Consider the following 26,202-nt stretch of genomic DNA (forward strand, 5'->3'; position numbering starts at 1 on the left):
CATGTTCTGCCGGGCCTGCCGGGACGGCCTAGGGAGTTGTCGTGACCCACAGTGTCCACGGGTGCAACTTAGGTTGCGGACCTGCGGGTTGACACTGGGGATCGTGAACGACCCACCTACAGCGCCGACTTGACCGTGCGCAGCACCGCGTCCGCCATGCCCCGCTCCCCGCGCGCGTTCGGGTGCACCGGAGCCGCCGGGCTCTCCGGTACGAGCGGCTCGATCCAGCGGGTGTCCTTCGCCGCGCAGGCGTTGCGGTCGGCGGACGGGGTGTACGTGTCGACGTAGCCGGCCCCCGCCTTCGAAGCCCGTTGCCGCAGCATGGTGTTGAGCTGCTGTTCCTTCTCCCGGAGGAAGGTCACGTCGCCCGGCGCGAGGGACATCTCCCGGCCGCAGTCGGCGCTGTCGGCCGGCAGCAGCGCCGGGTACGAGACGACGTAGACCCGGGCCTCGGGGGCACGGCGCCCGACCTCGCTCAGGACCTGGGTGAGCCGGTCGCCCGCCGTGTCGATCTTCTCCTTCACCGCGTCGGAGTCGCCGTTGACGTATGCGCGCTCGCAGGGCGCGTCCTCGGCGATGTACTTGCCGCTGCCCGTCATCTCGTACAACGCGCCCATCGCCACGCACCGTTTGATCATCGAGCTGAAGTCGATGTCGTTGCCGCCGATACCGATGGTGACGAGCCGGGTGGTGGACGAAAGCGCCCTGAGCTGGGGGGAGTTGGTGCCGTCGTCGGTCTTCTGCGCCGCCGTGAGGTCGCTGGTCGTGGCGCCGCTGCAGCTCACATCGCGGAAGTCGCCTCCCTTCAGGCCGAGTTCGGCGGCCACGAGGGCCGGGTAGTTGCCGGCGGAGCGGTCGCAGCCGGCGGGGGTTCCGGTGGGGTCGGTGATGCCGGGCCCCGCGGTGTAGGAGTCGCCGAGGGCCACGTACGGGCCCTTCGTCGGGGACGAGTAGGCGATGCCGGTGTGGCTGTCGTCGCCGCCGTCGCCGTCGCCGTCGCGGGAGACCAGGACGACGGTGAGCAGCGTGCCGCAGGCGAGCAGCCCGGCCACTCCGGCCTGTACTGAGGTTTTCATCGAAGTGCCCTCTCTGGCTGGTGAGTTGTGGACGTCCGCGGGCCCGGCGACAGGCGGGGGGAGTGCCCTGTCGCCGGGCCCGGGACTTACGCCGGTCCCCGTCCCCACGAGATCCGGCACCGCGAGGCCGCCTCCGCTCTCGGCGGCCCCGGTCTGGGGGGAGTTGGTCAGGGGACGGGAGTGAGCCGAGTAGTGGGCGCGTCGGCGGTCGGCGGCGCCGGGACCCTGCGGCTCAGGGCCTCGCCCTCGACGTCCATGCGGGGGAGGATCCGGTCCAGCCAACTCGGCAGGTACCAGGCCTTGTTGCCCAGCAGGGAGAGGACGGCCGGCACGATCGCCATCCGGACGACGAACGCGTCGAAGAGGACCGCGATGGCCAGCCCGAAGCCGATCATCTTGATCATCGAGGCGCCCGCGCCGATGAAGCCCGAGAACACCGCCATCATGATCAGCGCGGCGGCCACTACCACCCGGGCGCTGTGCCGGAACCCGGACACGATCGCCTGACCGGGCCCGTCCCCGTGGACGTACGCCTCGCGCATCCGGGAGACCAGGAACACCTCGTAGTCCATGGCGAGGCCGAAGACGATGCCCACCAGGAAGATCGGCATCAGGCTCATGATCGGGCCGGTCTGGTCCACGCCCAACAGCGAAGCCCCGTGGCCCTGTTGGAAGACCGCGACCACCGCGCCGAGCGCCGCGAGGACCGAGAGCAGGAAGCCGAGGGCCGCCTTCAGGGGGACCAGGAGCGAGCGGAAGACCAGGAGCAGGAGGACGATCGCCAGGCCCACCACGAGTGCCAGGTACGGGATCAGCGCGTCCTGGACCTTCTGCGCCACGTCGATGTTCAGCGCGGTGGTACCGGTGACCTCGAAGCTCGCGCCCGCGCCCGCGGCGGCGACGATGGCCGGCCGTTCGTCGCGGATCGTCTGGACGAGCTGCTTGGTCTTCTCGTCGGTGGGGCTGGTGGCCGGTGTCGCGGAGAACACCGCTGTGTCGCCAGCCGAGTTGAAGCGGGCCGGTGAGACCGAGACCACCCCGTCGGTGGCCGCGATCTCCTTCGAGATCGTCGCTACGGCGCTCTTCGCGTCACCCGCCTCTTTGGCGTCCACGACGATGGTCAGGGGGCCGTTGAAGCCGGGGCCGAAGCCCTGGGCGAGGTCGTCGTAGGCGCGGCGTTCGGTGGTGGAGGTGGACTTGGCCTCGTCGCCGGGCATGCCGAGCTGGAGGTTGAGGGCGGGGAGGGCCATCGCGCCGAGGCCCACGACGCCGAGCAGCAGGACGGGGATCGGGCGGCGGACGACGAGCCGGGCCCAACGGCTGCCCCCGTTCTCGCCGTTGCCGCGCCTCACCTTCTTTTTCCGTTCGCGGCGCGACAGTACGGCGTTCGGCCAGAAGCCGAGGACGGCCGGGACCAGGGTCAGGCAGATCAGGACCGCCAGGAGGACCGCGCCCGCCGCCGCCAGGCCCATCTTCGTCAGCATCGGGATGCCGACCACGGACAGTCCGGCGAGCGCGATCACGACGGTCAGGCCGGCGAAGACGACCGCCGAGCCCGCCGTACCGGCCGCCAAGCCCGCTGCTTCGCGCGGCGCGTGGCCCTTCTCGCGCTCCTCCCGATAGCGGGAGACGACGAACAACGCGTAGTCGATACCGCAGGCGAGGCCGAGCATCGTGGCCAGCGTGCCCGTGGTCTCGGAGAGGCCGAAGGCGCTGCCCAGGGCGAGGACCGCGGACATGCTGATGCCGACGCCGAGGATCGCGGTGAGGAGGGGCAGTCCGGCGGCGGCCAGCGAACCGAAGGTGATGAGGAGGACCACGGCGGCTATCGCGATGCCGATCGCCTCGGCGCTGCCGCCCGCCGCGGGCTGCGTGGCGAGGGCGTCGCCGCCGACCTCGACGGTCAGGCCCGCGTCCCGGGCCGTGTCGATGGCCCGCTCCAGATGGGTCTTGGCGGCGCCGGTGAGGTCGTCGGCCTTCACCTTGAAGGTGACGGTGGAGTACGCCGTCGACGCGTCCTCGCTCACCGCCTTCGCGGCGAACGGGTCGACGGCGGAGGCGACTTGGGAACCGTCGGCCGCCTCCGTCACCAGTTTCTCGATCGCCGCCCTGTTCTCGGTGGCGGTGACCTTCTCGCCGTTCGGGGCGACGAAGACGATCCGGGCGCTCGCGCCGTCCGCCGCGGTGCCGGGGAAACGCTGCTCCAGCAGGTCGAAGGCGCGCTGCGACTCGATGCCGGGCATCGTGAAGCCGTCGTCCGGAGCGGCCGGGGCCTTGGTGGCGGCGAATCCGACGGCGCCGAGTACCGCCACCCACAGGAGGGTGACGCACCAGCGCCACCGGAAGGCCGCACGGCCCAAGCGATAAAGGAGAGTAGCCATGGCTGGGGAGGGCCTCCACGTCGGCGGTCGGTCGAGATCGTGGTCTCAACCCTTCCGTCGGCCGCTCCCCGGCACGAGGGAGTGCCCTCCCGAATGGATGGTGTAGCCCGCTACACCACCGGGCCCCTCACGGAGCAGCTCAGCCCGCGTGCAGCTCCGTCAACTGGCCCAGCGGCAGCGTGTGTTGGGTCTGGAGGACCTTCGCGCGTAGATACCGGACGTTGTGCGGGGTGGTGAACACGCCGGTCGGCACGCGGTCGTGGACGTCGATGCCGAGCCCGCGCAACTGGTCCGCCTTGTCGGGGTTGTTGGAGAGCAGGTCCAGCGACGTGATGCCGAGGGCGGCGAGCATCTGCGCGGCGGCCGTGTAGTCGCGGGCGTCCTCGGGCAGGCCCAGCGCGGTGTTCGCGGCGTACGTGTCGAGGCCCTGGTCCTGGAGGGCGTACGCGTCGAGCTTGTTGTAGAGGCCGATGCCCCGGCCCTCCTGGCGCAGGTAGAGCAGGACACCGCCGCGGTCGGCGATACGCTCGACGGCCTCGCGCAGCTGGGGTCCGCAGTCGCAGCGGGCCGAGCCGAAGACGTCGCCGGTCAGGCACTCGGAGTGCAGCCGGACCAGCGGGGTGGTGCCGGGGGCGGGGTCGCCGAGGACGACCGCGACGTGTTCCTGGCCGTCGGCCAGGCCGTGGAAGGTGACGAGTTCGGCGTCGACGCCGTAGCCGTCCTGGAAGCGCAGCGGTACCCGGACGCGGGCACGCGGGGTGGCGGCGGGGAAGTCGGGCATGCGGGTCTCCGTGGTCCGGCGGCGGGTACTCGGGATGTGCTTCAAAACTGAAGCACATCCACGATCATGGACCCTACCTCTGCTTGAAATTTGAAGCAACAGAATTGTGTGACGGGTCACGAACGCCGGACGACCTACGAGCACGAAGGCGTGGAGCGGCGGCGCCACGGGACGTCCTCCGGCTCCTCCAGCGCCCGCACGATCCCGGCGCTGATCTCCTCCATCTGCCGGACCTGCTCCGGGGTGAGGTGATCGAAGATCGCGGCCCGTACGGTCTCGACATGACCCGGCGCCGTACGCTCCAGGACGTCCATCCCCGCGTCGGTCAGGACCGCCGTGCTGCCCCGCTTGTCCGACGGACACCCTTCCCGTCGCACCAGACCGTCCTTCTCCAGCCGGGTCACGGCGTATGTCAGCCGGCTCCGGGTGATCTTCGACTTCTCGGCGAGGTCGGTCATGCGCAGGCGGCGGTCCGGCACCTCGGAGAGGTTGGCGAGGATGGAGTAGTACAGGTGGGGCATGCCGGCGTCCTGCTGGAGCTGCCGGTCGATCGCGTCCTCCAGGAGGTGCGTCGCGGCGATGTACGCGCGCCAGGCGCGCTGCTCCTCGGCGGTGAGCCAGCGAGTCGTCATGCCCCCAGTGTAGGTTTGTTTCAAACTTGAACCAAGCCCCGTCGTTCCACCGAGCCCCGCCCGCCTCCGACAGAGAGCGCGTCGATGCCTTTCCCGTACGTCCTGCTGTCCGCCGCCGTCTCCCTCGACGGCTACCTCGACGACACCGGCCCCGACCGGCTGCTCCTCTCCAGCCCGGCCGACTTCGACCGCGTCGACGAGGTCAGGGCGTCCGTGGACGCGATCCTCATCGGCGCCGGCACGATCCGCGCGGACAACCCCCGCCTCCTGGTCAACTCCCCCCAACGCAGGGCGAGTCGAGTCGCCGAGGGCAAGCCCGAGTACCCCCTCAAGGTCACGGTCACCGGCTCGGGAGACCTGGACCCGACGGCCAACTTCTGGCACACGGGTGGCGACAAGCTCGTCTGTACGACGGACAAGGGCGCGGAGCGAGCACGCCAACTGGGCCTGGCCGCCGACCTCGTGGCCCTCGGCTCCGACCTCGACTGGCGCCGGCTCCTGGAGCACCTGCACGACGTGCGGGGCGTGGACCGCCTGATGGTCGAGGGCGGCGGCACGATCCACACCCAGCTCCTCCAACAGGGCCTGGCCGACGAACTCCAACTGGTCCTGTCTCCCCTCTTCGTGGGCGACAGCGAGGCCCCCCGCCTCTTCGGCCCGGGCACCTACCAGTCCGGCCGCCTCCGCCTGCTGGAGACCCGCCCCATCGAGGACGTGGTCCTCATGCGCTACGCACCCACCGCCCCCGGCACCGGCGACCTCCCCTCCGCCGCAGACCACCACTGGCTCGCCCTGGCCTGCGACCTGGCCGCCGACTGCCCGCCCTCGGAGACGGCGTTCAGTGTCGGCGCGGTGGTGGTGGCGCAGGACGGCACGGAGCTGTCCCGCGGCCACTCCCGCGAGGCCGGCGACCCGGTGGTCCACGCGGAGGAAGCGGCCCTGGCCAAGCTGGACCCGGCGGACCCCCGCCTCTCCGCCGCCACGGTCTACACCAGCCTGGAACCCTGCACCCACCGCGCCTCCCGCCCCAGGCCCTGCGCCCGCCTGATCCTCGACGCGGGTGTACGACGCGTGGTCACGGCCTGGCGCGAGCCGGACACCTTCGTGGCGGGCGCCGACGGGAGCGGGATGCTGGCGGCGCGGGGAGTCTCCGTGGTCGTACTCCCGGAGTACGAGGAGCGGGCGAAGGCGCCGAACAGGCATCTGCCGGGCTGAGGCGGGACACCTACTTTGAAAAAGTGTGTCACTTTCGCGAAAAGTGACACACTTTTTCGGGACACCTACATCCCGCCAGCCCCGGTGTTCACGGCACCAGCACGATCCGGCCGCGCAGACCGCCCCGGGCCAGCCGGGCATGGGCCTCGGCGGCCCGCGCCAGGGGATACACCTCAGCCACGCGCGGTGTCAGTACGCCGACCTCGGCGAGGGCGGAGAGATACGCGAGCTGGGGCGCGTCGGGACCGGCGGCGGTGTGGCGCACCACCACGCCCCGCTCCGGCTCCGGCAGTACGTCGAGCCGCACGCTCACGAAGACGCCGCCGTCCCGTACGGCCGCCAGCGCGGGTGCGCCCAGCGCCGCCGCGTCGAGCACGCCGTCCACTCCGCCGGGCACCAACCGCCGTACCGCCGCGCCCGGTTCCTCGTCGCGGGACACGAACCAGGTGGCGCCACGACCGCGCAGGAACTCCTCGTCCTCGGGCCGCCCCTGCGCGACGATCCGCACGCCCCGGGTCCGGGCCAGCTCCACGGCGTAGCCGCCGACGGCCCCGGCGGCGCCCGTGACCAGCAAGGTGTCGCGGGGGCGCAGCGGGAGGTGGTCCAGGGCCAGTGCGGCGGTCGTCGCGTTGAGCGGGATCGTCGACGCGAGCGTCGGGTCCATGCCCTCCGGGGCAGGGGCGAGGGAGTTGAGGTCGGTCACGAGGTATTCGGCCTGGGCCTTCGTGGGGCGCAGTACGGGGGCGTCGAACACGATCACCGGGGTTCCGACCTTGAGCAGGACACCCGGGCCGACCGCTTCGATCGTCCCGGCGGCGTCCAGACCGAGACCGGTGTGGTCGACGCCCTCCAGCGGCCCGAAGAACCCGGCCCACACAGCGGTGTCGGCGGGATTGAGCGCGGCGGCCGCGACCTTGACGCGGACCTCCAGGGGACCCGGTTCCGGAAGGGGGACCTCCACGACCTCGACGGCCTCGGGGCCCCCGACCTTCCTGACGACTGCAGCGCGCATGATCTTCACTCCTGCATTTGCGTAGTGGAACACGACAAACGCTAGGTGAGTAACGATCGATCGGTAAGTAGGCACTTCAAAGTGCGTTACGCCCCCGCGTCGTAGCGGGCGCGCGCCTCGTCGACCTCGTCGGTCTTCTCGGCGGCCCAGTCGCGCATCTGGGACAGCAGGCCGTACAGACCCTGCCCGAGCGGCGTCAGCTCGTAGTCGACGCGGACCGGCACGGTCGGTGTGACCGTCCGCTCGACCATGCCGTCGCGCTCCAGCATGCGCAGGGTCTGGGTGAGCATCTTCTGGCTGACGCCGGGGATTTCGCGGCTGATGCGGTTGTAGCGCATCGCCTCGCCGTGGGACCCGAGGGTGCACATCGTCAGGCTGACCCACCGGTTGCTGATCGTCGAGAGCAGGGCCACCGCGGGACAGTCGCGCATGTACGCCTCGTACGTCTTCGTGGTCATCGTCTCTCCCGTCGGGGGGTAACGCACTCAGAAGTGCCTACTTACTAATCGATCGTAACTCACCTAGTATGCAGAGGATTTCGATTCGCAAACATATGAGTGACCGTGCCGGGAGGGTGACCAATCGGCCCAACAGATCCTGCGCCCCGCCGCCCACCGGGTCACGCTCGCAGTGAGGCCGGTGCGGACAACGCGGAGGTAGGACACATGAGGGCAGTCGCGGTGCTGGGTACGTCCGTGGTCGTGGGGCTTCTCGCCTCGTGCGGGGCGGCGGACACCGGCACCCGGACCATGGCGCGGGCGCTGCCCGCCGACGCGGCGTTCACGCACCCCGGAGTGCTGGTCAGCAAGGGGCAGTTGGACGCCGTACGGAAGAACGTGACCGCCGGGAAGCAGCCCTGGCTGAAGGCGTACTTCGGGATGCGGGACAGCAAGTACGGGTCGTACAAGTACACGGCGAAGCCGTACGCCGACGTCGACTGCCCCTGGAACGGCAAGGCCGCGCACGGCTGTGTCGAGGAGCGCGAGGACGCCATCGCGGCGTACACGCAGGCCCTGCTGTTCAGCATCACCGGGAAGCAGCACCACGCGCTCAAGGCCCGCGAGATCATGGACGACTGGTCGGCGAAGATGAAGGAGCACACCTCCGAGGACGCCGGGCTGCAGACCGCCTGGGCCGGGTCGACGTGGGTGCGGGCGGCGGAGATCGTGCGGTACGCGCCCGGCGCCGGGTGGCCGGCGGACCGGGTCGAGCGGTTCGGGACCATGCTGCGCACCGCCTACCAGCCGGAAGTCACCAAGAACCTGCCGGACTACAACGGCAACTGGGATCTCGCGATGACGGACGCGGCGATCGGCATCGCCGTCTTCCTCGACGACCACAAGGCCTTCGACGCGGCCGTCAAACGCTTCCGCGACCGTGTGCCCGCCTACTTCTACCTGGCCAAGGACGGCAAGCTGCCGCTCACCCCGGTGGGCTCGAAGGTCACCACCCCGCAGAAACTGACGACGTACTGGTTCAAGCAGACGACCTTCAAGGACGGCGTCGCCCAGGAGACCTGCCGCAACTTCAAGCACGTCGGGTACTCCCTCGCCGCCACCGCCCACATCGCCGAGACCGCCTGGCACCAGGGCGTCGACCTCTACGACGGGGTCAAGGACCGGCTCAAGGCCGCCCTCGAACTCCACGCCCGCTACCAGCTGGGCGAGCCCGCGCCCGCCTGGCTGTGCGGCGGCAAGGTCGACCGGAACATGGGGCCCGACCTGGAGGTCGCCGTCAACCACCTGGAGGACCGGCTCGGCATGAAGGTGCCCGCCGCGCACCAGCTCGCCGAGTCCACCCGGCCCGCCGGCAGCGACGACCTCTTCGTCTCCTGGGAGACCCTCACGCACGCCGGGAACCCGTCCGACTGAAACGTGTGTGACTTCGGACCCCGCGGATGGCGTATAGTTCTAATCACAACGGCGCGGGGTGGAGCAGCTCGGTAGCTCGCTGGGCTCATAACCCAGAGGTCGCAGGTTCAAATCCTGTCCCCGCTACTAAGGCCAAGGGCCGGAATCCAGAAATGGATTCCGGCCCTTGGTGTTTTCCCGTCTGTCGCCCCCAGTCGGCCCACCCCGCTCGCCGCCTGCTCCCCACCACGAAAAACTGGACGCGTGGAGGAGGAGGGTCCGTACGTGCGAGCCGGCGGGCGCCTGCCCGGCGATCCCGTGCCCGACCCCGGCCTCGGCCCCGTCGAAGGACGGCGGATCTCGTACACCCGCACCACCGTCCGCCGCCTGCCCGCGCTGCTGCTGATCGTCGGGGCGTGCTACGACTACCTCACCCCGGAGGCCTTCACCGCGGCCCCGTTCTTCACCGCCGCCCCGCTCGTCGCCGCCCCGCTCTACTCGCGGCGCGGCACCGTGCTCACCGGCCTGGCCTCCGTCGCCGTCGTCCTCGCGATCCACCTCAGGCTCGGCATCGTCCTCCACACCGACGCGGTCACCGAGACGGCCACCGTGGCGACGGTCGCCGTCCTGGCCGTCCTCATCAACCTCCTCGTCCGCCGCAACAGCGAACAGCTCGCCTCCGCGCGCGAGATCGCCGAGGCCGCCCAGCGGGCCGTACTGCCCGAACCGGCCGAGCGGATCGGCGGGTTCGAGATCGCGGCACGGTACGAGGCCGCCCAGCAGGACGCCTCCATCGGCGGCGACCTGTACGCGGTGCAGGACACCCCGCACGGCGTACGGCTGGTCGTCGGTGACGTGCGCGGCAAGGGCATGGGCGCGGTCGCCGCCGTCGCCGTGGTCATCGGGGCGTTCCGGGAGGCCGCCGAGCAGGAGGCCACTCTGGAGGCGGTCGCCCAGCGGCTGGAGCGGGCGCTGGCCCGCGAGGGCACCCGGCGCGACGGGCTCGACGCGTTCGAGGGGTTCACCACGGCCGTCCTCGCCGAACTCCCGCACGGCGACGGCGTCGTACGGATCGTCGACCGGGGGCATCCGCCGCCCCTGCTCCTGGATGAGGACGGGACGGTGCGCACCCTGCAGGTCAAGGAGCCCGCACTGCCGCTCGGAATGGGCGAGTTGGGGGTCTGGCCCGACCGCGCCGAGGAGTTCGCGTTCCCCGGCGGAGCCACCCTGCTCGTGTACACCGACGGCCTGTCCGAGGCCCGCGACGCCCGCGGCGTCTTCTACGACCCCGGGGAGCGGCTGGCCGGCCGGACCTTCCGCAGCCCCGAGGCGTTGCTCGGCATCCTCGCCAAGGAGGTCCGCCGGTACTCCGGGGGCTGGATGGCGGACGACATGGCGATGATCGCCGTACGGCATCCATGACCGTTATTACGGGGGGTGATCGGCCGAGCGCCCTCCGCATAACAACTGACATACCGTCAATACCTGTGGGAATTCTGAGACTTGGCCAACTCGCCCGTTTTTCGCCGGTGGTGGGCCGTTCGTCCAGCAAGGAAAGGTTAATGATCAAGCCGAACAGCTTGGAAACGGGCGCCCGTGTCTATTAACGTTCGATAACGCAGCGCGGTCGTCCCAGCCGTCACAAGAGATGGCTCCGTGCGCACGCGCCGAATCCCGCAAGGGAACCGGGGAACCACCACCTTGGGGTGAATCGCTCGTCAACTGCCGTGGAAACACGGCCGGTTTACGCGCGTAGGAGACCTTCCTGCTCCGAACCCGTCAGCTAACCCGGTAGGCGAGAAGGAAGGAAAGGAGCACGCCCACGTGGCGTCCAACCAGGCTGCCCCAGAAGCCCCTGTCGTCTACGGCGGTTACCGCCCCGACGAGGGCCCCTGGGAGGAGTGGAATCCGAGCGCGGAGTCCGTTCTTCCCAACCGCGGCAAGCACCGTGTCGCCAAGCAGCGTGGTGGCGGAGGATTCGCCCGCAGCTCCACCGTCCTGGGCGTCGGTGTCATAGCCGCCGTCAGCGCGGGCGGGATGGCCAGCGCCAACACCGGCAAGCCGCCGGTCTCGATCTCCCTGCCCGACCTGCCCTCCGTGGGCCACCTGCTGGACGACTCCTCCAGTACCCCCAAGGGTTCCGCGACCGCGCTCAGCAGCGTCGGCGTGACCACCACCGAGAGCGCCAAGGGCACCTCGGGCGCGGGGGAGCAGCTGCGCAACCGGATCATGGAACAGGCCGAGCTCCAGCAGCTCCAGGTCGACGGCAAGTCCCAGGCCGCCGCCGAGGCCGCCGTCGCCAAGCAGGTCGACGCCGCTGCCGCCAAGGCCGAGAAGGACGCCGCCGCGAAGGCCGCCGACGCGAAGAAGGCCGCGGAGGCCGCCGCCAAGAAGAAGACCGAGGCCGCGAAGCTCGCCGCGCTGGCCAAGCAGTACACGCTGCCGGTCGGCTCGTACACGATCACCGGCACCTTCGGCCAGGCCGGCACGATGTGGTCCTCCGGCTACCACACCGGCCTCGACTTCGCCGCGCCCACCGGCACGCTGATCAAGGCCGTCCACAGCGGCACGGTCACCGAGGCGGGCTGGGCCGGAGCGTACGGCTACCGCACGATCATCACCCTCGACGACGGCACCGAGCTGTGGTTCTGCCACCAGTCCTCGATCAACGTCAGCGCCGGGCAGAAGGTCTCCACCGGTGAGGTCATCGGCCGCGTGGGCGCCACCGGCAACGTGACCGGACCGCACCTCCACCTGGAGGTGCACCTCAACGGCGCGGCCACCGCCAGCGACCCGGCGCCCTGGCTGCGCAGCAAGGGTCTCAACCCTTAAGGGTCCTAAGGGCCTTAGGGGGTCTGGAATACGCGGTTCCGGTCCGGCTGTTGAAGAGGGTCATGACTTCTCTTCGCAAGCTGGGCCGGTCCGATCTTGAGGTCTTCCCGCTCTCCCTTGGCGGCAACGTCTTCGGCTGGACCGCCGACGAGGCGACCTCCTTCGCCGTGCTCGACGCGTACGCCGCCGCGGGCGGCAACTTCGTCGACACCGCCGACTCGTACTCGGCGTTCGCGCCGGGCAACCACGGCGGCGAGTCCGAGACCATCATCGGCAAGTGGGTCAAGGCCCGCGGCAACCGCTCCGACGTCGTCATCGCCACCAAGGTCAGCCAGCACCCCGACTTCCCGGGCCTGAGCGCGGCCAACATCAAGGCCGCCGCGGACGCCTCCCTGCGCCGCCTGGACACCGACCACATCGACCTGTACTACACCCACTTCGACCAGGTCGAGGTGCCGGTCGAGGAGATCATCGGCGCGCTGGACGAGCTGGTGAAGGCGGGCAAGGTGCGGCACATCGCCGCCTCCAACATCACCCCGGAGCGCCTGCGGGCCTCCCTCGACTTCTCCGAGCGCGAGGGCCTGGCGCGCTACGTCGCCCTCCAGCCCCACTACAACCTGGTCTCGCGCGACACGTACGAGGGCGAGCTGAGCGAGCTCGCCGCGCAGGAGGGCCTGGCCGCGGTCCCGTACTTCGCGCTGGCCGCCGGCTTCCTCACCGGCAAGTACCGCCCCGGTACGACGGTCGACAGCCCGCGCGCCAAGGGCGCCGAGAAGCACCTGACGACCGAGCGCGGCCAGAAGGTGCTGACCGCCCTGGACGAGGTCGCGCAGGCCCACGAAGCCCCGGTCGCCACGGTGGCCCTCGCCTGGCTCGCCGCCCAGCCCACGGTCGCGGCCCCGATCGCCTCCGCCCGCACGGTCGAGCAACTCCCCGCACTGCTGGGCGTGGCCGAACTGGAGCTGACGGACACGGAGATCGCGAAGCTGACGGACGCTTCCGCCTGACGGCGTCAGGACCGGTACGGGTTGTACAGGGAAGTCCCGTACGACCCGTACACCGGCGGCCACGGCGGCACCACCACCGCGACCGGAGGCGCCGTGCGGCGCGCCGCGTACTCCAGCGCGGGCCGCGCCACCTCCCGGCGCTGCCACAGCTCGTGCAGCAACTCCCTTTCCCGTAAGGCGAAGTCGGCGCCGGCGCGGCCACGTGCGGCCCGGTGCCGCAGGAACGCCAGCGAGGTCGCGTACGCCTCGTACTGGGCGACCGAGCGGGCCGCTGGTCTGCCGAGGTGGTGTCCGGCGTACTCACGGGCCAGCCGGCGGGCCTTCATCGAGCCGAGCACGAACGGTTCGGCCGGGGTCAGCCAGCCCGCGTAGACGTACGCGGGCAACTCCTCGCGTACGGTGCGCAGTTCGCGTTGCCGGGTCCAGACCGCGAGCCAGGTCAGCAGGCCGAACGCGGGCACCATGAACGCGCCGTAGACCTCGAAGAAGCCGTACTGGCCGAACGTGGACGAGCCGTTCCAGACCGCGTGCATGCCCATCGCGAGCAGCAGGCCGGTCAGCGGCACCAGGACGCGCCGGACGTGATGCCGGTCGGGCGAGAGGGCGGCGATGCCGAAGCCGATGCCGGTGAGGACGGTGAACAGGGGGTGCGCGAACGGGGACATGACGATGCGCACGAAGAAGGTCGCCGCGGTGACGGAGGTGAAGCCGCGGTCGCCGGTGAGCTGGTCGGTGCCGAAGGCGGTGCCGAGGTAGAGGATGTTCTCGGTGAACGCGAAGCCGGTGGCGGTGACGCCGGCTATCACCACCCCGTCGACGATCCCGGTGAAGTCCCGTCTGCGGAACAGGAAGACGAGGAGTACGGCCGCCGCTTTCGCCGACTCCTCGACGATCGGGGCGATGACGGTCGCGCCGAGGGTGTCCGCGCTGGTGGGGTCGGCGGTCGTGGTCGCTATCCATCTCGTCGCGAAGCTGTTGGCGACGATCGCTATGAGGGCCGCGGCGCAGGCGCCCCACGCGAAGGAGAAGAGCAGGTTCCGCCAGGGCCCGGGGTCGACGCGGTCCAGCCAGCGGAACGCGGCGACGAGCAGCGGCACGGGCAGTACGGCGAGCCCGAGCCCGACCAAGAACCCTTCCGTGCCGGTCTGTTGGCGGACCAGCGCGAGGATGACGAGCCCGGAGAGCGTGAGCAGGGTGATCAGCGCGCCGTAACGGACCCAGTTCCGCTGCCACCAGCGCACCCGCGGCCCGTGCCCGGGCACACCACCGGCGGGGTGGCCGGGGTGTGGGGGATACGGCGAAACGGTGGCCACGGCATCGACCCTAACGAGGTAAGGGCACGGCCCGCGAGGGAGCCTGGCGTCGGCGCTGGTCGTCAGTCCTGGTCGTCGTGGGGTACGCGGCGGAAGAGCAGATCGTTCACGACATGTCCCTTGTCCAGTCCCTGGCCCTCGAAACGGGTCAGCGGCCGGAAGTCCGGACGGGGCGCAAAACCGCCGTCGGGTTGGCTGTTCTCGAAGTCCGGGTGCGCGCCGAGCACTTCGAGCATCTGCTCCGCGTACGGCTCCCAGTCCGTCGCGCAGTGCACGGTCGCTCCGGGCTTGAGCCGGGTCGCGGCGAGGGAGAGGAACTCCTCCTGGATCAGCCGCCGTTTGTGGTGCCGCTTCTTGGGCCAGGGGTCCGGGAAGTAGACGCGCAGCCCGTCGAGCGAATCGGGGGCGAGCATCTCGCGCAGCAGGATGATCGCGTCCCCGTTGGCGACCCGGATGTTGGACAGGCCGTGGTGGTCGGCGAGGTTCAGGAGGTTGCCCTGGCCCGGGGTGTGCACGTCGGCGGCGAGGATGTTCGTCGCGGGGGCGTCTGCCGCCATCTGCGCGGTGGCCTCGCCCATGCCGAAACCGATCTCCAGCACGACGGGGTTGTCGTTCCCGAACAGCTCGGTGAGATCGAGGTTCCGTTGCCCGTCGATGTCCAGGCCCCACTTGGGCCACAGGCGTTCCAGCGCGTCGGCCTGGCCGGCGGTCACGCGGCTCCTGCGGGGCTGGAAGCTCCGGATGCGGCGCTCGAAGTGGGAGCCGGCGGGGTCGGGCGTTGGCCCGTCGGGGAAACGGAGTCGCTGCGCGGGCTTGGCGGGGGCGTCGGGGTTGTTGAGGGAGTCAGACACAATGGGTTGATTTTACTGGGCGTCCGCCTGAGCGTCTGCGTGGCTTGTGTTGTCGTGCGAGTGCCGGTTCGTCGTGGCTTGTCGCGCAGTTCCCCGCGCCCCTTAGGGGGCTGTCCTTCCCGGCGTTTGAAGTGGCTGCCGGACGCTTTCCTCTTGGCGCAGTACGGCCAGTGCCCGTCGGGCCACCTCCCGGCCGATCGGAAGTGACGCGGTCGCCGCTGGGCTCGGGGCGTTGAGGACGTGGACGGCGCGTGGGCCCTCCTTGATCAGGAAGTCGTCTACGAGGGTGCCGTCGCGCAGCACCGCCTGTGCCCGCACCCCGGCCGCCGAAGGGACCAGGTCGGCCGCCGTCACGGCCGGGAGGAGTCGCTGTACGGCCTCTGTGAACGCGGCCTTGGACACCGAGCGCCGGAGTTCCCCCACGCCGTAGCGCCAGTGCTGGCGGGCCATGCGCCAGACTCCGGGCCAGGCCGCCGTCGCCGCGACCTCCCGGGGGCGTACGACGCCCCAGTCGTAGCCCTCGCGGGCCAGCGCCGGTACCGCGTTCGGTCCCAGGTGCACGCTGCCGTCCATCCCGCGCGTGAGGTGCACGCCGAGGAACGGGAACGCCGGGTCCGGTACCGGGTACACCAGGCCCCGGACCAGCTCGGGGCGGGCGAGCGAGTAGTACTCGCCGCGGAACGGCACGATCCGCATCTCGGGGTCGTCGCCGGTGAGGCGGGCCACCTCGTCGCAGTGCAGGCCGGCGCAGTTCACCAGCACGCGGGCGCGGACGACCTCGCCGCCGGTGGCGGTCGCCGTGCGGACGGCGACACCGCGCTCCGGGCGCCGGTCGATGTGGGCGACGGGGGCGCCGTAGCGGATCTCCGCGCCGGAGGCGTCGGCCAGGTGCCGGGCGACCTCGGTGTAGTCGCAGATGCCGGTCGTGGCGACCTGTATGGCCGCGAGGCCGCGCACCTCCGGTTCGTACTCGTCGATCTGGGCCCCGCCCAACTCCCGCACCGCGATGCCGTTCTCCCGGCCGCGCTGCACGAGCGCGTGCAGGCGGGGCAGCTCGGCGCGCTCGGTGGCGACGATCAGCTTGCCGGTGACGGCGTGCGGGATGCCGTACTCCGCGCAGAACTTGACCATCTCGGCGCCGCCCCGCACCGCGTACCGCGCCTTCAGGGAGCCCGGGCGGTAGTAGATCCCGCTGTGGATCACCCCGCTGTTCCGCCCCGTCTGATGCCGGGCGGGGCCGGCCTCCTTCTCCAGCACGGTCACCCGCGTGCCCGGCGCGGCACGGGTGATCGCATACGCCGTCGACAGCCCGACAATCCCACCACCGACCACGAGCACGTCACAGTCGTACCCGACCACGGTGCACCACCTCCCGCATCCGATAGTGCACTGCACCACTGACAGTCACTTCAAACGCCGGGAAGAGCAGCACCCTAAGGGGCGCGGGGAACTGCGCGACCAGCCACAGCGCACCCGCACACCCAAGACGGCACAAGGCGGGCAGATGCGACGGGACCCGTTCTCACAGCGGAGCGCTTACGCGGGCGCCATCAACAACGGCCGAGCCCGCTCCCGCAGCTCAACAACCCGCGGCTCGTCCCCATACGGCTCCAGCCGATGCAGAAGATCCTTCACATACTCGGTCGTGCGGGCCGACGAGATGCGCCCCGCGACCTCCACCGCCCGCACGCCCTGCTCGCATGCCGCATCGAGGTTGCCCGACTCCAACTCGGCGACCGCCGAGACGACGAGCCGGAGACCGTGCGAGCGCACGAACTCCTCCGTCGGCTTCGACAGCGCCTGCTCCGTGAACCGCCGCACCTGACGCGGTGCCTTCAAGTCCCGGTAGCACTCGGCAGCGTCCGCGGCGAACCGGTCGTAGGAGTAGAAGCCGAGCCACGACGGATCGTTGTCGCCCTCCCGGGACCGCTCAAGCCACCCCTCCGCCGCTTTCAGGGCCGCACCGGCCGCCTGGGCATCCCCCGCCTTCGCGTGGGACCGCGCCTCGACAAGCCGGAAGAAGCTCATGGTGCGGGCCGTGGCGAGGCCCCGGTTGCGCTCCAACGCGGCCTGCGCGAGGTCGACGCCCTCGTCGCCGAAGCCGCGATAGGTCGCCTGCAACGACATCGACGCCAGTACGTAGCCGCCCAGCGGCACGTCCGCCGCCGCGCGGGCCAGGCGCAGGGCCTGGATGTAGTACCGCTGCGCCGCCTCCTGTTGCCCGGTGTCGAACGCCATCCACCCGGCGAGCCGGGTGAGTTCGGCACTCGCGCCGAACAGGGCTCTGCCGACCTCGTCGGAGTACGAGCCGAGCAGCAGTGGTGCCGCCTCCACCCGCAGGCACTCGGGCACCATGGACGAACGCCAGTCGCCGCCCCCGTACTTGGAGTCCCAGCGCCTGGCGTCCTCCGCGGCCTCCCGCAGCTTCTGCACATCGCTGTGGCCGACTTTGAGCGGTGTCCCGGAGCTCTCCGCGGAGTTCGCCTCCCGGGCCACCGAACTGTCGGCCGGGGTTATCAGCCACCGTGAGGCGGGCGTTGCGTATGCGCTGACTGCGAACGACCCGGCGAGGGACTGCCAGATGCCGCCGGAGCCGGCCCGGCGGCCGGCGAGGTCGAGACGGTACAACTCCGTTGCGGAACGCACGGCTTGTCCGACGTCCCTGGGAAAGGCGAGGCCCACTTCCGGTGCGGGATCCGCGTCCGCCAGGCCGATCTCGTGGAGCGGCACAGGGCGGCCGAGCTTCTGGCCGATGGCGGCCGCGATGAGGTGCGGGGCGGCGCCCTGGGGCACCATTCCCTTCGACACCCAGCGCGCCACCGACGTCTTGTCGTAGCGAAGTGTCAACCCGCGTTGAGCGCCAAGATCGTTGACGCGACGCGCGAGTCCTGCGTTGCTGATTCCCGCGAGGGCGAGAACGGTGCCGAGTTTTTCGTTCGGCCCGCGTTGCTCCCTGGACATGCGCCACCCCTCGACACAGACGGCTGCCGCGCTGGCATAACCACGCGGCATTCGTAAACCCAGCGTAGTTCGCCGCATCCCAAGCGTTAAGGGGCATTGTTCCGGATGGCGGGATTGTGGTCCGTACGCGAGTGCGGGGTTTGCACGCAGGGTCGCGACGTGCCCCCGCCGTGTGGCCGTGCGCCCGTGTGTGCGCTCTTCTCCGGCCATCGCGGGAGCGGTTCCATGGATCGTGCGTGGGTCGGCCCGCTGTACTGGATCCAGTGGGCTGGGGGACACCGCCGCCTACATCCCCGCGGGCGGCGGACCGGTCCGGGAGGCGCACTCCGCCTCCCGGACTGTGCGCGGTGCGAAGCGGTGCGCACGGCATGTACGGAGCGTGCGCGAGCCTGTCCTCGTAACACCGATTTGGCCGAAAACCGCCCCCGCCTCTCGGTGCCGAATACCGCTCCTACCACGGGAGTTGAGGGCGCGTTAGGTGTTTTGGGGGAGCGTATCGGGGGCGCATTCGCGTCGCGGACGTAGGGTCGTCGTTGTCCGGTTGTCCCTCGTCCAGGGCGTCTTCACGCGATCTCAAGCGGCTTCTCCGGCCCTCCGGAAGGCGTCCTTCATGGCAGCATGGTGCCCAGTTCGTGCGGTGCACTGGTTGTCCACAGCCTGTGGAGGCGTCGATGCGGTGGTTGGTGGGATGGAGCAGTACCGCCGCTGGAGCCGCCGCGATCGGTTCCGCGGGGGCGACCGGGTTCGACGGTGAGACGGTGCACCCGGTGGGGTCCCAACTCCTGTGGGGCGACCCGGATCCGCTGTGGGCGGTCGGCGACTGGCGGCCCGACGAGGTGCGCGTCGTGAAGGTCGACGCGGAGACGCGGATCGCGGTCCTCGGTACGTGCGGCGCCTCCGACGAGGAGCTGCGGCTGAGCCTGTTCTCCGCGCGCGGAGGGGCACTTAGGCATCTGACGGCCTGGTCCGGCAGTTACACGGCGGTCGTCAAGGTCGGCCGCCGCACCATGGTCTGCGGTGATCTAGCGGGCGCCAAGCCGGTGTTCTACACCCCCTGGGCCGGCGGTACGGCCTACTCCACGGCCGCGCTCCCGCTCGCCGACCTCATCGAGGCCAACCTCGACTTCGGCCACCTCGCCGCACTGCTCGCCGCCCCCGACGTCCCCGCCGCGCTGCACGACTCGACGCCGTACGACGGAGTACGTCGCATTCCGCCGGGGCACGCGCTGGTCCTGCGCGCCGGGGCGCGCGAGATCGCCGGCTACGAGCCGGTCGCCTCCCTCGCGGTCGCGGCGGCGGCCGTGGACCCGGACAGCGCGGTGGACGCCGTACGGGACGCGCTAGTTGATGCCGTGCGCGCCCGCCTCTCCGCACCTCGCCACGTCCCCGACATAGACCCGGGACCCGTCCCCGGCATGGGCCCCGCAGAACGGCGTGCCGCGCGCGGGATGCCCGTCCCCGGGATCGGCGCCGACCTCTCCGGGGGGCCCGCCTCCGGGACGCTGGCCCTGCTCGCCGCCGGCCTGCCGGGAGCACCGGGCACGGTCCTCGGGCACGGCACCGGCGCGGGCGAACGGCTCCTGGCCGTCACGTTCAACGATCTCGCCGTCCCCGGGCGCGAGTCCGAGGTGGAGCGCGCGGGCACCCTCGCGGCCAACCCGCGCCTGCACCACGTGGTGGTCACCGGCGGCGAGGACGTCCTGCCGTACGCCGAACTCGACGGCCCCCTCACCGACGAACCCGGCCCCTCCCTGATCACCGCCGCCCGCCACCGCGCCCGGCTCGCCGCGGGCAGCGCCGACCACTTCACCGGATACGGCGCCCGCCAGGTCCTCGACGCACACCCGGCCCGCCTCGCCGACCTCCTCATGGACCGCAAACGACGTCATCTGGTGCGCCCGGTGGCCGCGTTGGCGAAGGCGGACGGCTCGGTGATGGTCCCGGGGCGCGTCTACGGCGCGGCCCGCCGCCTCGCTCGTACGCCCTACGGCGCGGGACTCGAAGTCCTCGCCGACCGGTTGATGAACCAGCGTTTCGACGAGCCCGGAGGCGCCGTCGGGGCCTCCCTCGCCGCGCTCACGTGGGCCAGACCGGGGCCCGCGGCACGTTGGCTGACCGGCGAGGCCCTCGCTGAAGTATCGGTTCGCCTACAAGGGGCACCCAGCCGTCAGGGGGTCGGCCCGGGACAGCGCCCCGGCGACTTCCGCGCGCGTGCGGCCCTCGCCCGCCACGCGTCCGACCTCCGGGTCCTGGAACAGGCCGCTGAGATCCGCTCCCAGCGCCTGCACACGCCCTTCCTCGACAACCAGGTCGTCCGCGCCTGCCGGTCCCTTCCCGAGGCGCTACGGGTGCAGCCAGGGGCGCGGGCGGCCATCCTGCGCACGGTCCTGGAAGGCGCCGGGGTGGGCGACCTCCCGCCCGGCTGGGGCGCCCCCTCGCACGCCTCGGCGGCAGCTGCGGCCCGCAAGGGTCTCCGGGTGGCCGCGGACTCCCTGATGGACCTCTTCGACACGCCCCTGCTGGCACAGGCGGGCCTGGTGGAGGCCCGCGTCGTCCGCAAGGCACTGCGCGCGGCGGCCCAGGGCGAGCCCCTGCCCCTGGACGGCCTCGCGGACCTGGTCTCACTGGAACTGTGGCTGGGACGACTGCTCGCCCGCCGGGGCACTTGCTGGACGGGCACACCTGCACGCGCGCGTGCGGTACCGGCGGGGATCCGCCCGCAGCGCGGGGCGTTGGCCTCCGGCGGGGGAGCCGGGGTGGTGTGAGCGGGGTGCGCTGAGTCTGGGGCTCTGGCGGGGAATCTCCCGAGCGGGAATGGGCGGCGGGCGGCAGATCTACGCAGGCGTTGAGCGCCCCAAAGGGGCGCGGGGAACTGCGCGACCAGCCACGACGGCGCAGCAGCCGACCAACAACCCACTGCGCTACGGCTTCAGCCCGCGCAGCGTGTGCGCCAGTTCAGGGTCCCGGCGCCTCGGCCGTCGGCGCATGCACTCCGAGCTGCTACGACCAGCACACCGGCACAAACCGCCCCAAGCCCAGCGCCCCGCCGCGAAACCCCGTGCCCCCGCCCCGCCCACCCGGCGACAATGACCCGGTGCGGTACAAAATCCTGGGCAGCACCCGGGCGGAGGACGAGCAGGGCACCAGTGTGCCCGTCGGCGGTGCGCGGCTGCGCGCCCTGCTCGCCGCCCTCGCCCTGCACCCCGGCCGGATCGTCCCCTTCGGCGCCCTGATCGACGAGGTGTGGGCGGACGAACCTCCCCAGGACGCCCCGGCCGCCCTCCAGGCCCTCGTCGGCCGGCTCCGCCGTACCGTCGGCAAGGACGCGGTCGCCTCCGACCCCGGCGGCTACCGCCTCGCGGCGGCACGGGACGACGTGGACCTGTTCGTCTTCGAACACCTCGTACGCCGGGGCACGGCCGCCCTCGACCGGGGCGACGCGACCGCCGCCGCCCGCGACCTCGACGAGGCGCTCGCCCTGTGGCGCGGCCCCGCCCTCGCCGACCTCCCCGACCGCTCCGCCGCGGCCCGCCCGGACGCGCTGCGCCAGGAGGCGGCCCGCGCGCGGGCCGAGGCCGACCTGCTGCTCGGCCGCGCCGCCGACGCCGTACCGGAACTGAAGGAACTGACCGCGACGCATCCCTACGACGAACCGCTGCACGCCCTCCTCATCCGCGCCCTGCGCGACTCCGGCCGCGGGGCCGACGCCCTCGCCGCGTACGAGACGGTCCGGCGTGCGCTGGCCGAAGGACTGGGTACCGATCCGGGTCCGGAACTCCGCGCCCTGCACGGCGAGTTGCTCAAGTCGACGGCACCGGCGGGCCCGGCGTCGGCTGCTCCCGGGCGCCCCGAACGCAACGGCAACCTGCGTCCACGGCTTACCTCTTTCGTGGGCCGGGAACCCGAGATCGCCGCCATCCGTTCCGAAGTGCACAGGGCCCGCCTCGTCACGCTCACCGGACCGGGCGGCTCCGGAAAGACCCGTCTCGCCGAGGAAGCCGCCGCCGGGCTCCCGCAGGCGTGGCTGGTCGAGCTCGCCCGGCTCGACCGGCCGGAGGCGGTGCCGGGCGCGGTGGTCAGTGCCCTCGGTCTGCGCGAGACCGTGCTGCTGACCACCGAGCTGACAACCCAGCAGGACGACCCGGTCGCCCTGCTGGTGGAGTACTGCGCCTCGCGCGGCCGACTCCTGATCCTTGACAACTGCGAACATGTCATCGGCGCGGTGGCCGACCTCGCCGAAACCCTCCTGACCCGCTGCCCGGAGCTCACGATCCTCGCCACCAGCCGTGAACCCCTGGGCGTTCCCGGCGAGTCCGTGCGCCCGGTCGAGCCCCTCGTCCCCGACCAGGCGTACCGCCTCTTCGCGGAGCGCGCCGCCGCCGTCCGCCCCGACACGGAGACCGTGCTCCAGGACAGGGAGGCGGTCGCGGAGATCTGCCGGCGCCTCGACGGCCTGCCCCTTGCCATCGAACTGGCCGCCGCCCGGCTGCGGTTGCTCACCCCGCGCCAGATCGCCGACCGCCTCGACGACCGCTTCCGCCTCCTCACCTCCGGAAGCCGCACGGTCCTGCCCCGCCAGCAGACCCTGCGGGCCGTCGTCGACTGGTCCTGGGACCTGCTCGACGAGGGCGAGCGCACGCTCCTGCGCGAGGTCTCCGTGTTCGCCGGCGGCTGGGACCTCGCGGCGGCGGAGGCCGTGTGCACCGGGCCGGTGGCGGACCTCATCGGAGCGCTGGTCGACAAGTCCTTGATCGTGGCCACCCCGGGGGAGGCGCACGACGGCATGCGCTACCGCATGCTGGAGACCATCCACGAGTACGCCGTGGAGCGCGCCGCCGAGACCCCCGACCAGCGGACGGCGGCCGAGCACCGGCACGGGGCCTGGGTGCGCGCACTCGCCGAGCAGGCCGAGCCGCTGCTCCGCTCCGGTGACCAACTCCCGTGGATCGACCGCCTGGAGACCGAGCTGGACAACATCCGCGCGGCTCTGGACCGGACCGTCACCGCGGGCGAGGAGGCCCAGGCGGGCGCGCTGGCCCTCGCCGTCGGCTGGTTCTGGTGGCTGCGCAACTACCGCCGCGAGGGCGTCGACTGGGCCGAGCGCATCCTCGCCCTGATCACGGCCGGGGGCGCGCCCGACCCGTTCGACGCCTACCTCGCCGACCCGGACGCCGAGACCGGCCATCCCCTGCACGCCCAGCGGATGAACCTCCGCATGCTGCACCTCTTCCTCGGGGCCGAGTCCGGCGCCCTGGACCACCTTCCGAACGGACTGCGCGACGAGCGGCTGCGCCGGTACGTCACGCTGGTGCAGGGCCACTTCGCCGAGGGCGGCCCGGACGCGGCCCGTATGCCGGGGCTCGCCTGGCCGTTCACCGCGTACTTCCTGCGCGACACGATGGACATCCGGGACGTCATGGACGTGGCGGTCGCCAACGCCCGTGCGTACGGCGGGGATTGGGAGATCGCCGTCATCCTGATGTTCCGCACCCACATGGTCGTCGACTCCCCGGGCGGCATGGCCGGCGTCGACGACGACCTGGAGGAACTGCGCGCGCTCTGCCACCGCGTCGGCGACCGCTGGGTGCGCGCCCAGGTGTCCAGCGCGATCGGCGAGGCCGCCATGAGCCGCAGCCGCTTCGAGGAGGCGAAGGAGGCGTACGAGGAAGGGCTGGCGCTCGCCTACGAGGTCGGCGCGTACACCGAGACGCCGTTCCTCATCGCCCGCCTCGCCGAACTGGCCTTCCGCGCCGGTGACCGCGAGGGCGCACTCGCCGGCCTGGACGAGGCGACCGAGGCGACCGACCGGCACGGGGTGCCGGACGCCCACGCGTTCATCCTGCTGCTGCGCGCGCACATCGCCCTGGAGGACGGGGAGGTGGCCCGCGCCCGCGCGTTCTGCGACCAGGCCCGCGCGGAGAGCGGACGCGGCACACCGCCACCGCAGTTCCGGGCGGCACTGAGCGCGGTCGACGCCCTGGTCACGGGCGCCGAGTCCGGCCCGGAGCGCGGGCTGGTGGCGATGACCGCCGCCCTGCGCGAGGCCGTGGACCTGCGCTGCGCCGAGGCGGTCACCGCGGCACTCGTGGACCACACGGCACTGCTGCTCGCCGAACTCGACGAACTACCGCGCGCGGTACGGCTGTTGGCGACCGCCGACCAATGGCGCGGCGGCCACCCGCGCCCCATGCCGGAGCGCGGACGGGCCGAACGGATCGAAGCCGCCGCCCGCACCGACCTGGACCCCGAGCGCTACGCCGCCGAGCGCGCCCGCGGCAAGGCCCTCACCGCGGCCGACGTACTGGCCCAGCTGCCCGGCCGGGCGGAGCGCCCTACCGGCAGGTGAACTTCGACTCCGCCCAGTCCGCCAGCGCCAGGTCGTCGAAGGAGCTGTGCGGTTCGACCACGAGCCGTACGGTCTTCCGCCCGGCGAGGTTCACATGGACGGGCTGCGCCGGGTCCCCGCCGTCGATCTCCCCGGACTTCCACAGCTGGACCCCGTCGGCGTACACCGAGAAGTAGACCTTGCCGAGCCCCAGCATCATGTCGTCGACGCCGACCGTCGCGTCGTAGGAGACGCACTGGCGGTTGAGGTCGATCGTGACGGACGACCGGCCGTGCACGGTCGCCCCGTGGGTGTACCGCGTGCCGCCGATCGAGACGCTGTGGCGCTGCCACACCCAGCTGCTGTCGCCGAGCCGGATCTCCGGTGCGGTGCCGTCGCCGTTGACGTTGTAGGAGAGTTCGCTGACCTCGAAGATCGTCGGCGCGGGTGGGGGCGTCGGCGTCGGGGTCGGGGTGGGAGTGGGCGTTGGTGTGGGGGTCGGTTTCGGGGTCGGGGTGGCCTTCGGCGTCGGGGTCGGGGTCGGCTTCGGCGTCGGTCTGGGCGTGGGGGACGGGGTCGGCGTGGGGGCCAACACCGCTGGTTCCGGGGCGGGTTGCTTCTTCGGGGGCGTCGGGGTCGGCGACTCGGGCTTGGCGATGGGGGAGGACGAGGGCGCCGGTTTCGCCTCGGGCTTCTTCGCCGGGTGGCCATTGCCGCCGGTCAGCGCGAGGGCGATCGCCGCCGCTGTCGCTGCGGCGACCACACCGGCCGCGATGCCCGCCTTCACCGGCGCACCGAGCCCCTCGGAGGCCGCCGCGCCCCCGGCACCCGCCCCACCGGACGAACTGCCACCCGCAGCGGCGGCGGCACCCGCGGCACCGGCCGCACCGGCTCCCGCACCACCGGCGATGAGCGCGATGGCCTTCGCGTACCCGGCGGCGCCGAACCAGCCGATGACCGCGACCGGGACGACCGCCGGGATACCGCTGGCGACCTCCTCGATCTGCAGCGCGGCCAGCCGGCACTTGGCGCACTCCTCCAGGTGCTTGCGCAGCCCGCGTTCGGCACGCGTGCGCAGCCGGCGGCGGGCGTAGGTGCCGAGCTGGTCGGCGTAGCGCGAGCAGTCCTCGTCGTCGGTGAGGGTGGCGCTGACATGGGCCTGGAGGTAGGCCTGCTTGAGGCCTTCGCGGGCCCGACTGGCCAGCACGCGCGTGCCGTTGGCGTCGAGCCCGAAGAGCGTGGCGACCTCGCTCGGCGACTCGTCCTCGACCTCGGTGTGCCACAGCACGGCCTGCCACCGCTCGGGCAGCGACCGGAAGGCCTGCATCGCCATCGACTGCTCGGCCTCGTGCATGGCCCGTACGTCGGCGCCGAGGTCGAGTGTGTCGTCGTCGGAGACTTCCGACACCCGCGCGGACTGCGCGGCGAACACCGCGAAGTCGTCGACGAGTTGCTCCCTCTTCGCTGACTTCGTCCAGTTCGCGGCGACGCGTCGGACGGAGGTCAGCAGATAGGCGCGTACGGCGTGCTCGGGCCCGGAGCCGCCGCGCACCGCCTGGAGCATGCGCGCGAAGACCTCGGCGGTGAGGTCGTCGGCGGTGTGCCCGTCACGGCAGCAGGTGCGGGCGTAGCGGCGCACTGCGTCCGCGTGGCGCCGGTACAGCTCCTCGTACGCCGTGTCGTCGCCGGCGCGCATCCGCTCGATCAGCGCGGCGTCGGCCGGCGGCGCGTCCGGCGACGGCGGCAGGACACTGCCCTCGCGCTGCGGCGGGACACTGCCCTCGCCGGGATCGCCACCCTGGGGGACACCGCCCGGCCCGCCCTGGCTCGGTACCTGTGGTGAGGTCAGCCCACCGGCCTCCGGGTCACCGTCACCCAGTGACTCGTCACGCCCGTCAACGCTCATCGCGGAAAGCCCCCGCCGCCTGCCCAACAGTCCCGAACACCGGGTCAGCGTGCCATATTG

The 26,202-nt window shown here is 71.8% G+C and carries 18 protein-coding genes, 1 tRNA gene and 1 riboswitch; of the genes, 8 read left to right on the plus strand and 11 right to left on the minus strand.

Translation table 11 applies throughout. From position 1 onward, the window contains the following. Positions 1-116: 116 nt before the first annotated feature. From AB0I69_RS09490 to AB0I69_RS09505, 4 genes are all read right to left on the minus strand, one after another. The gene (locus tag AB0I69_RS09490; protein ID WP_363094971.1) at positions 117-1,076 is read right to left on the minus strand and encodes an SGNH/GDSL hydrolase family protein; all 960 of its coding nucleotides are present in this window, start codon (positions 1,074-1,076) and stop codon (positions 117-119) included. 167 nt (positions 1,077-1,243) lie between these two features. Next, positions 1,244-3,457, minus strand: coding sequence for an MMPL family transporter (locus tag AB0I69_RS09495; RefSeq protein ID WP_363094972.1), 2,214 nt, complete (start codon positions 3,455-3,457; stop codon positions 1,244-1,246). Positions 3,458-3,596: 139 nt separating this feature from the next. Continuing rightward, the gene (gene ribA, locus AB0I69_RS09500) at positions 3,597-4,238 is read right to left on the minus strand and encodes a GTP cyclohydrolase II (protein ID WP_363094973.1); all 642 of its coding nucleotides are present in this window, start codon (positions 4,236-4,238) and stop codon (positions 3,597-3,599) included. Positions 4,239-4,372: 134 nt separating this feature from the next. After that, positions 4,373-4,870 (minus strand): MarR family transcriptional regulator, encoded by a 498-nt coding sequence (locus AB0I69_RS09505; RefSeq protein ID WP_363094974.1) that lies wholly within the window; start codon positions 4,868-4,870, stop codon positions 4,373-4,375. A gap of 84 nt (positions 4,871-4,954) precedes the next feature. Between AB0I69_RS09505 and AB0I69_RS09510 the strand changes: the two genes are divergently transcribed. Then, positions 4,955-6,085 carry a dihydrofolate reductase family protein gene (locus AB0I69_RS09510; RefSeq protein ID WP_363094975.1) on the plus strand — a complete coding sequence of 377 codons (1,131 nt, stop codon included), beginning with the start codon at positions 4,955-4,957 and terminating at the stop codon, positions 6,083-6,085. An 88-nt stretch (positions 6,086-6,173) separates the two neighbouring features. On the opposite strand, the gene AB0I69_RS09515 is transcribed toward AB0I69_RS09510, so the two are convergent. Continuing rightward, the gene (locus AB0I69_RS09515; RefSeq protein WP_363094977.1) at positions 6,174-7,097 is read right to left on the minus strand and encodes an NADP-dependent oxidoreductase; all 924 of its coding nucleotides are present in this window, start codon (positions 7,095-7,097) and stop codon (positions 6,174-6,176) included. A gap of 86 nt (positions 7,098-7,183) precedes the next feature. Beyond that, positions 7,184-7,555, minus strand: coding sequence for a helix-turn-helix domain-containing protein (locus AB0I69_RS09520; RefSeq protein WP_363094978.1), 372 nt, complete (start codon positions 7,553-7,555; stop codon positions 7,184-7,186). 207 nt (positions 7,556-7,762) lie between these two features. On the opposite strand from AB0I69_RS09520, the gene AB0I69_RS09525 reads away from it, so the two are divergent. The 5 genes from AB0I69_RS09525 to AB0I69_RS09545 all read left to right on the plus strand — a co-directional run bounded on the left by AB0I69_RS09525 (position 7,763) and on the right by AB0I69_RS09545 (position 12,786). Continuing rightward, positions 7,763-8,968 (plus strand): alginate lyase family protein, encoded by a 1,206-nt coding sequence (locus AB0I69_RS09525; protein ID WP_363094979.1) that lies wholly within the window; start codon positions 7,763-7,765, stop codon positions 8,966-8,968. A gap of 52 nt (positions 8,969-9,020) precedes the next feature. After that, a tRNA-Met gene (locus AB0I69_RS09530) sits at positions 9,021-9,094 on the plus strand. Positions 9,095-9,211: 117 nt separating this feature from the next. Beyond that, positions 9,212-10,369 (plus strand): PP2C family protein-serine/threonine phosphatase, encoded by a 1,158-nt coding sequence (locus tag AB0I69_RS09535; protein ID WP_363094980.1) that lies wholly within the window; start codon positions 9,212-9,214, stop codon positions 10,367-10,369. A gap of 233 nt (positions 10,370-10,602) precedes the next feature. Then, a riboswitch (cyclic di-AMP (ydaO/yuaA leader) is annotated at positions 10,603-10,760 on the plus strand. An 11-nt stretch (positions 10,761-10,771) separates the two neighbouring features. Continuing rightward, positions 10,772-11,779, plus strand: a complete 1,008-nt coding sequence (locus AB0I69_RS09540; RefSeq protein ID WP_363094981.1) for a M23 family metallopeptidase — start codon at positions 10,772-10,774, stop codon at positions 11,777-11,779. A gap of 62 nt (positions 11,780-11,841) precedes the next feature. Continuing rightward, positions 11,842-12,786 (plus strand): aldo/keto reductase, encoded by a 945-nt coding sequence (locus AB0I69_RS09545; RefSeq protein WP_363094982.1) that lies wholly within the window; start codon positions 11,842-11,844, stop codon positions 12,784-12,786. Positions 12,787-12,791: 5 nt separating this feature from the next. On the opposite strand, the gene AB0I69_RS09550 is transcribed toward AB0I69_RS09545, so the two are convergent. The 4 genes from AB0I69_RS09550 to AB0I69_RS09565 all read right to left on the minus strand — a co-directional run bounded on the left by AB0I69_RS09550 (position 12,792) and on the right by AB0I69_RS09565 (position 17,911). Next, complete coding sequence (locus AB0I69_RS09550) at positions 12,792-14,099, minus strand: PrsW family intramembrane metalloprotease (RefSeq protein ID WP_363094983.1); 1,308 nt, start codon at positions 14,097-14,099, stop codon at positions 12,792-12,794. A 62-nt stretch (positions 14,100-14,161) separates the two neighbouring features. Beyond that, positions 14,162-14,950 carry a tRNA (guanosine(46)-N7)-methyltransferase TrmB gene (gene trmB, locus AB0I69_RS09555; protein ID WP_363094984.1) on the minus strand — a complete coding sequence of 263 codons (789 nt, stop codon included), beginning with the start codon at positions 14,948-14,950 and terminating at the stop codon, positions 14,162-14,164. Between the two features lie 102 nt (positions 14,951-15,052). Beyond that, a complete protein-coding gene (gene lhgO, locus AB0I69_RS09560; RefSeq protein ID WP_363094985.1) occupies positions 15,053-16,309 on the minus strand; it encodes an L-2-hydroxyglutarate oxidase in 1,257 nt (418 codons plus the stop codon). A gap of 177 nt (positions 16,310-16,486) precedes the next feature. Then, positions 16,487-17,911: an MFS transporter gene (locus AB0I69_RS09565; protein ID WP_266858824.1), complete on the minus strand. Its 1,425-nt coding sequence runs from the start codon at positions 17,909-17,911 to the stop codon at positions 16,487-16,489. 671 nt (positions 17,912-18,582) lie between these two features. Between AB0I69_RS09565 and AB0I69_RS09570 the strand changes: the two genes are divergently transcribed. Together AB0I69_RS09570 and AB0I69_RS09575 are read left to right on the plus strand one after the other, a co-directional pair. Then, positions 18,583-20,676, plus strand: coding sequence for an asparagine synthase-related protein (locus tag AB0I69_RS09570; RefSeq protein WP_363094986.1), 2,094 nt, complete (start codon positions 18,583-18,585; stop codon positions 20,674-20,676). Positions 20,677-21,005: 329 nt separating this feature from the next. After that, a complete protein-coding gene (locus AB0I69_RS09575; RefSeq protein WP_363094987.1) occupies positions 21,006-24,257 on the plus strand; it encodes a BTAD domain-containing putative transcriptional regulator in 3,252 nt (1,083 codons plus the stop codon). On the opposite strand, the gene AB0I69_RS09580 is transcribed toward AB0I69_RS09575, so the two are convergent. Continuing rightward, positions 24,244-26,142, minus strand: a complete 1,899-nt coding sequence (locus AB0I69_RS09580; RefSeq protein ID WP_363094988.1) for a sigma-70 family RNA polymerase sigma factor — start codon at positions 26,140-26,142, stop codon at positions 24,244-24,246. The two genes, AB0I69_RS09575 and AB0I69_RS09580, sit on opposite strands and share 14 nt — an antisense overlap. Positions 26,143-26,202: the final 60 nt, after the last annotated feature.

This window comes from Streptomyces sp. NPDC050508 (assembly GCF_040655155.1).
GTDB lineage: Bacteria > Actinomycetota > Actinomycetes > Streptomycetales > Streptomycetaceae > Streptomyces.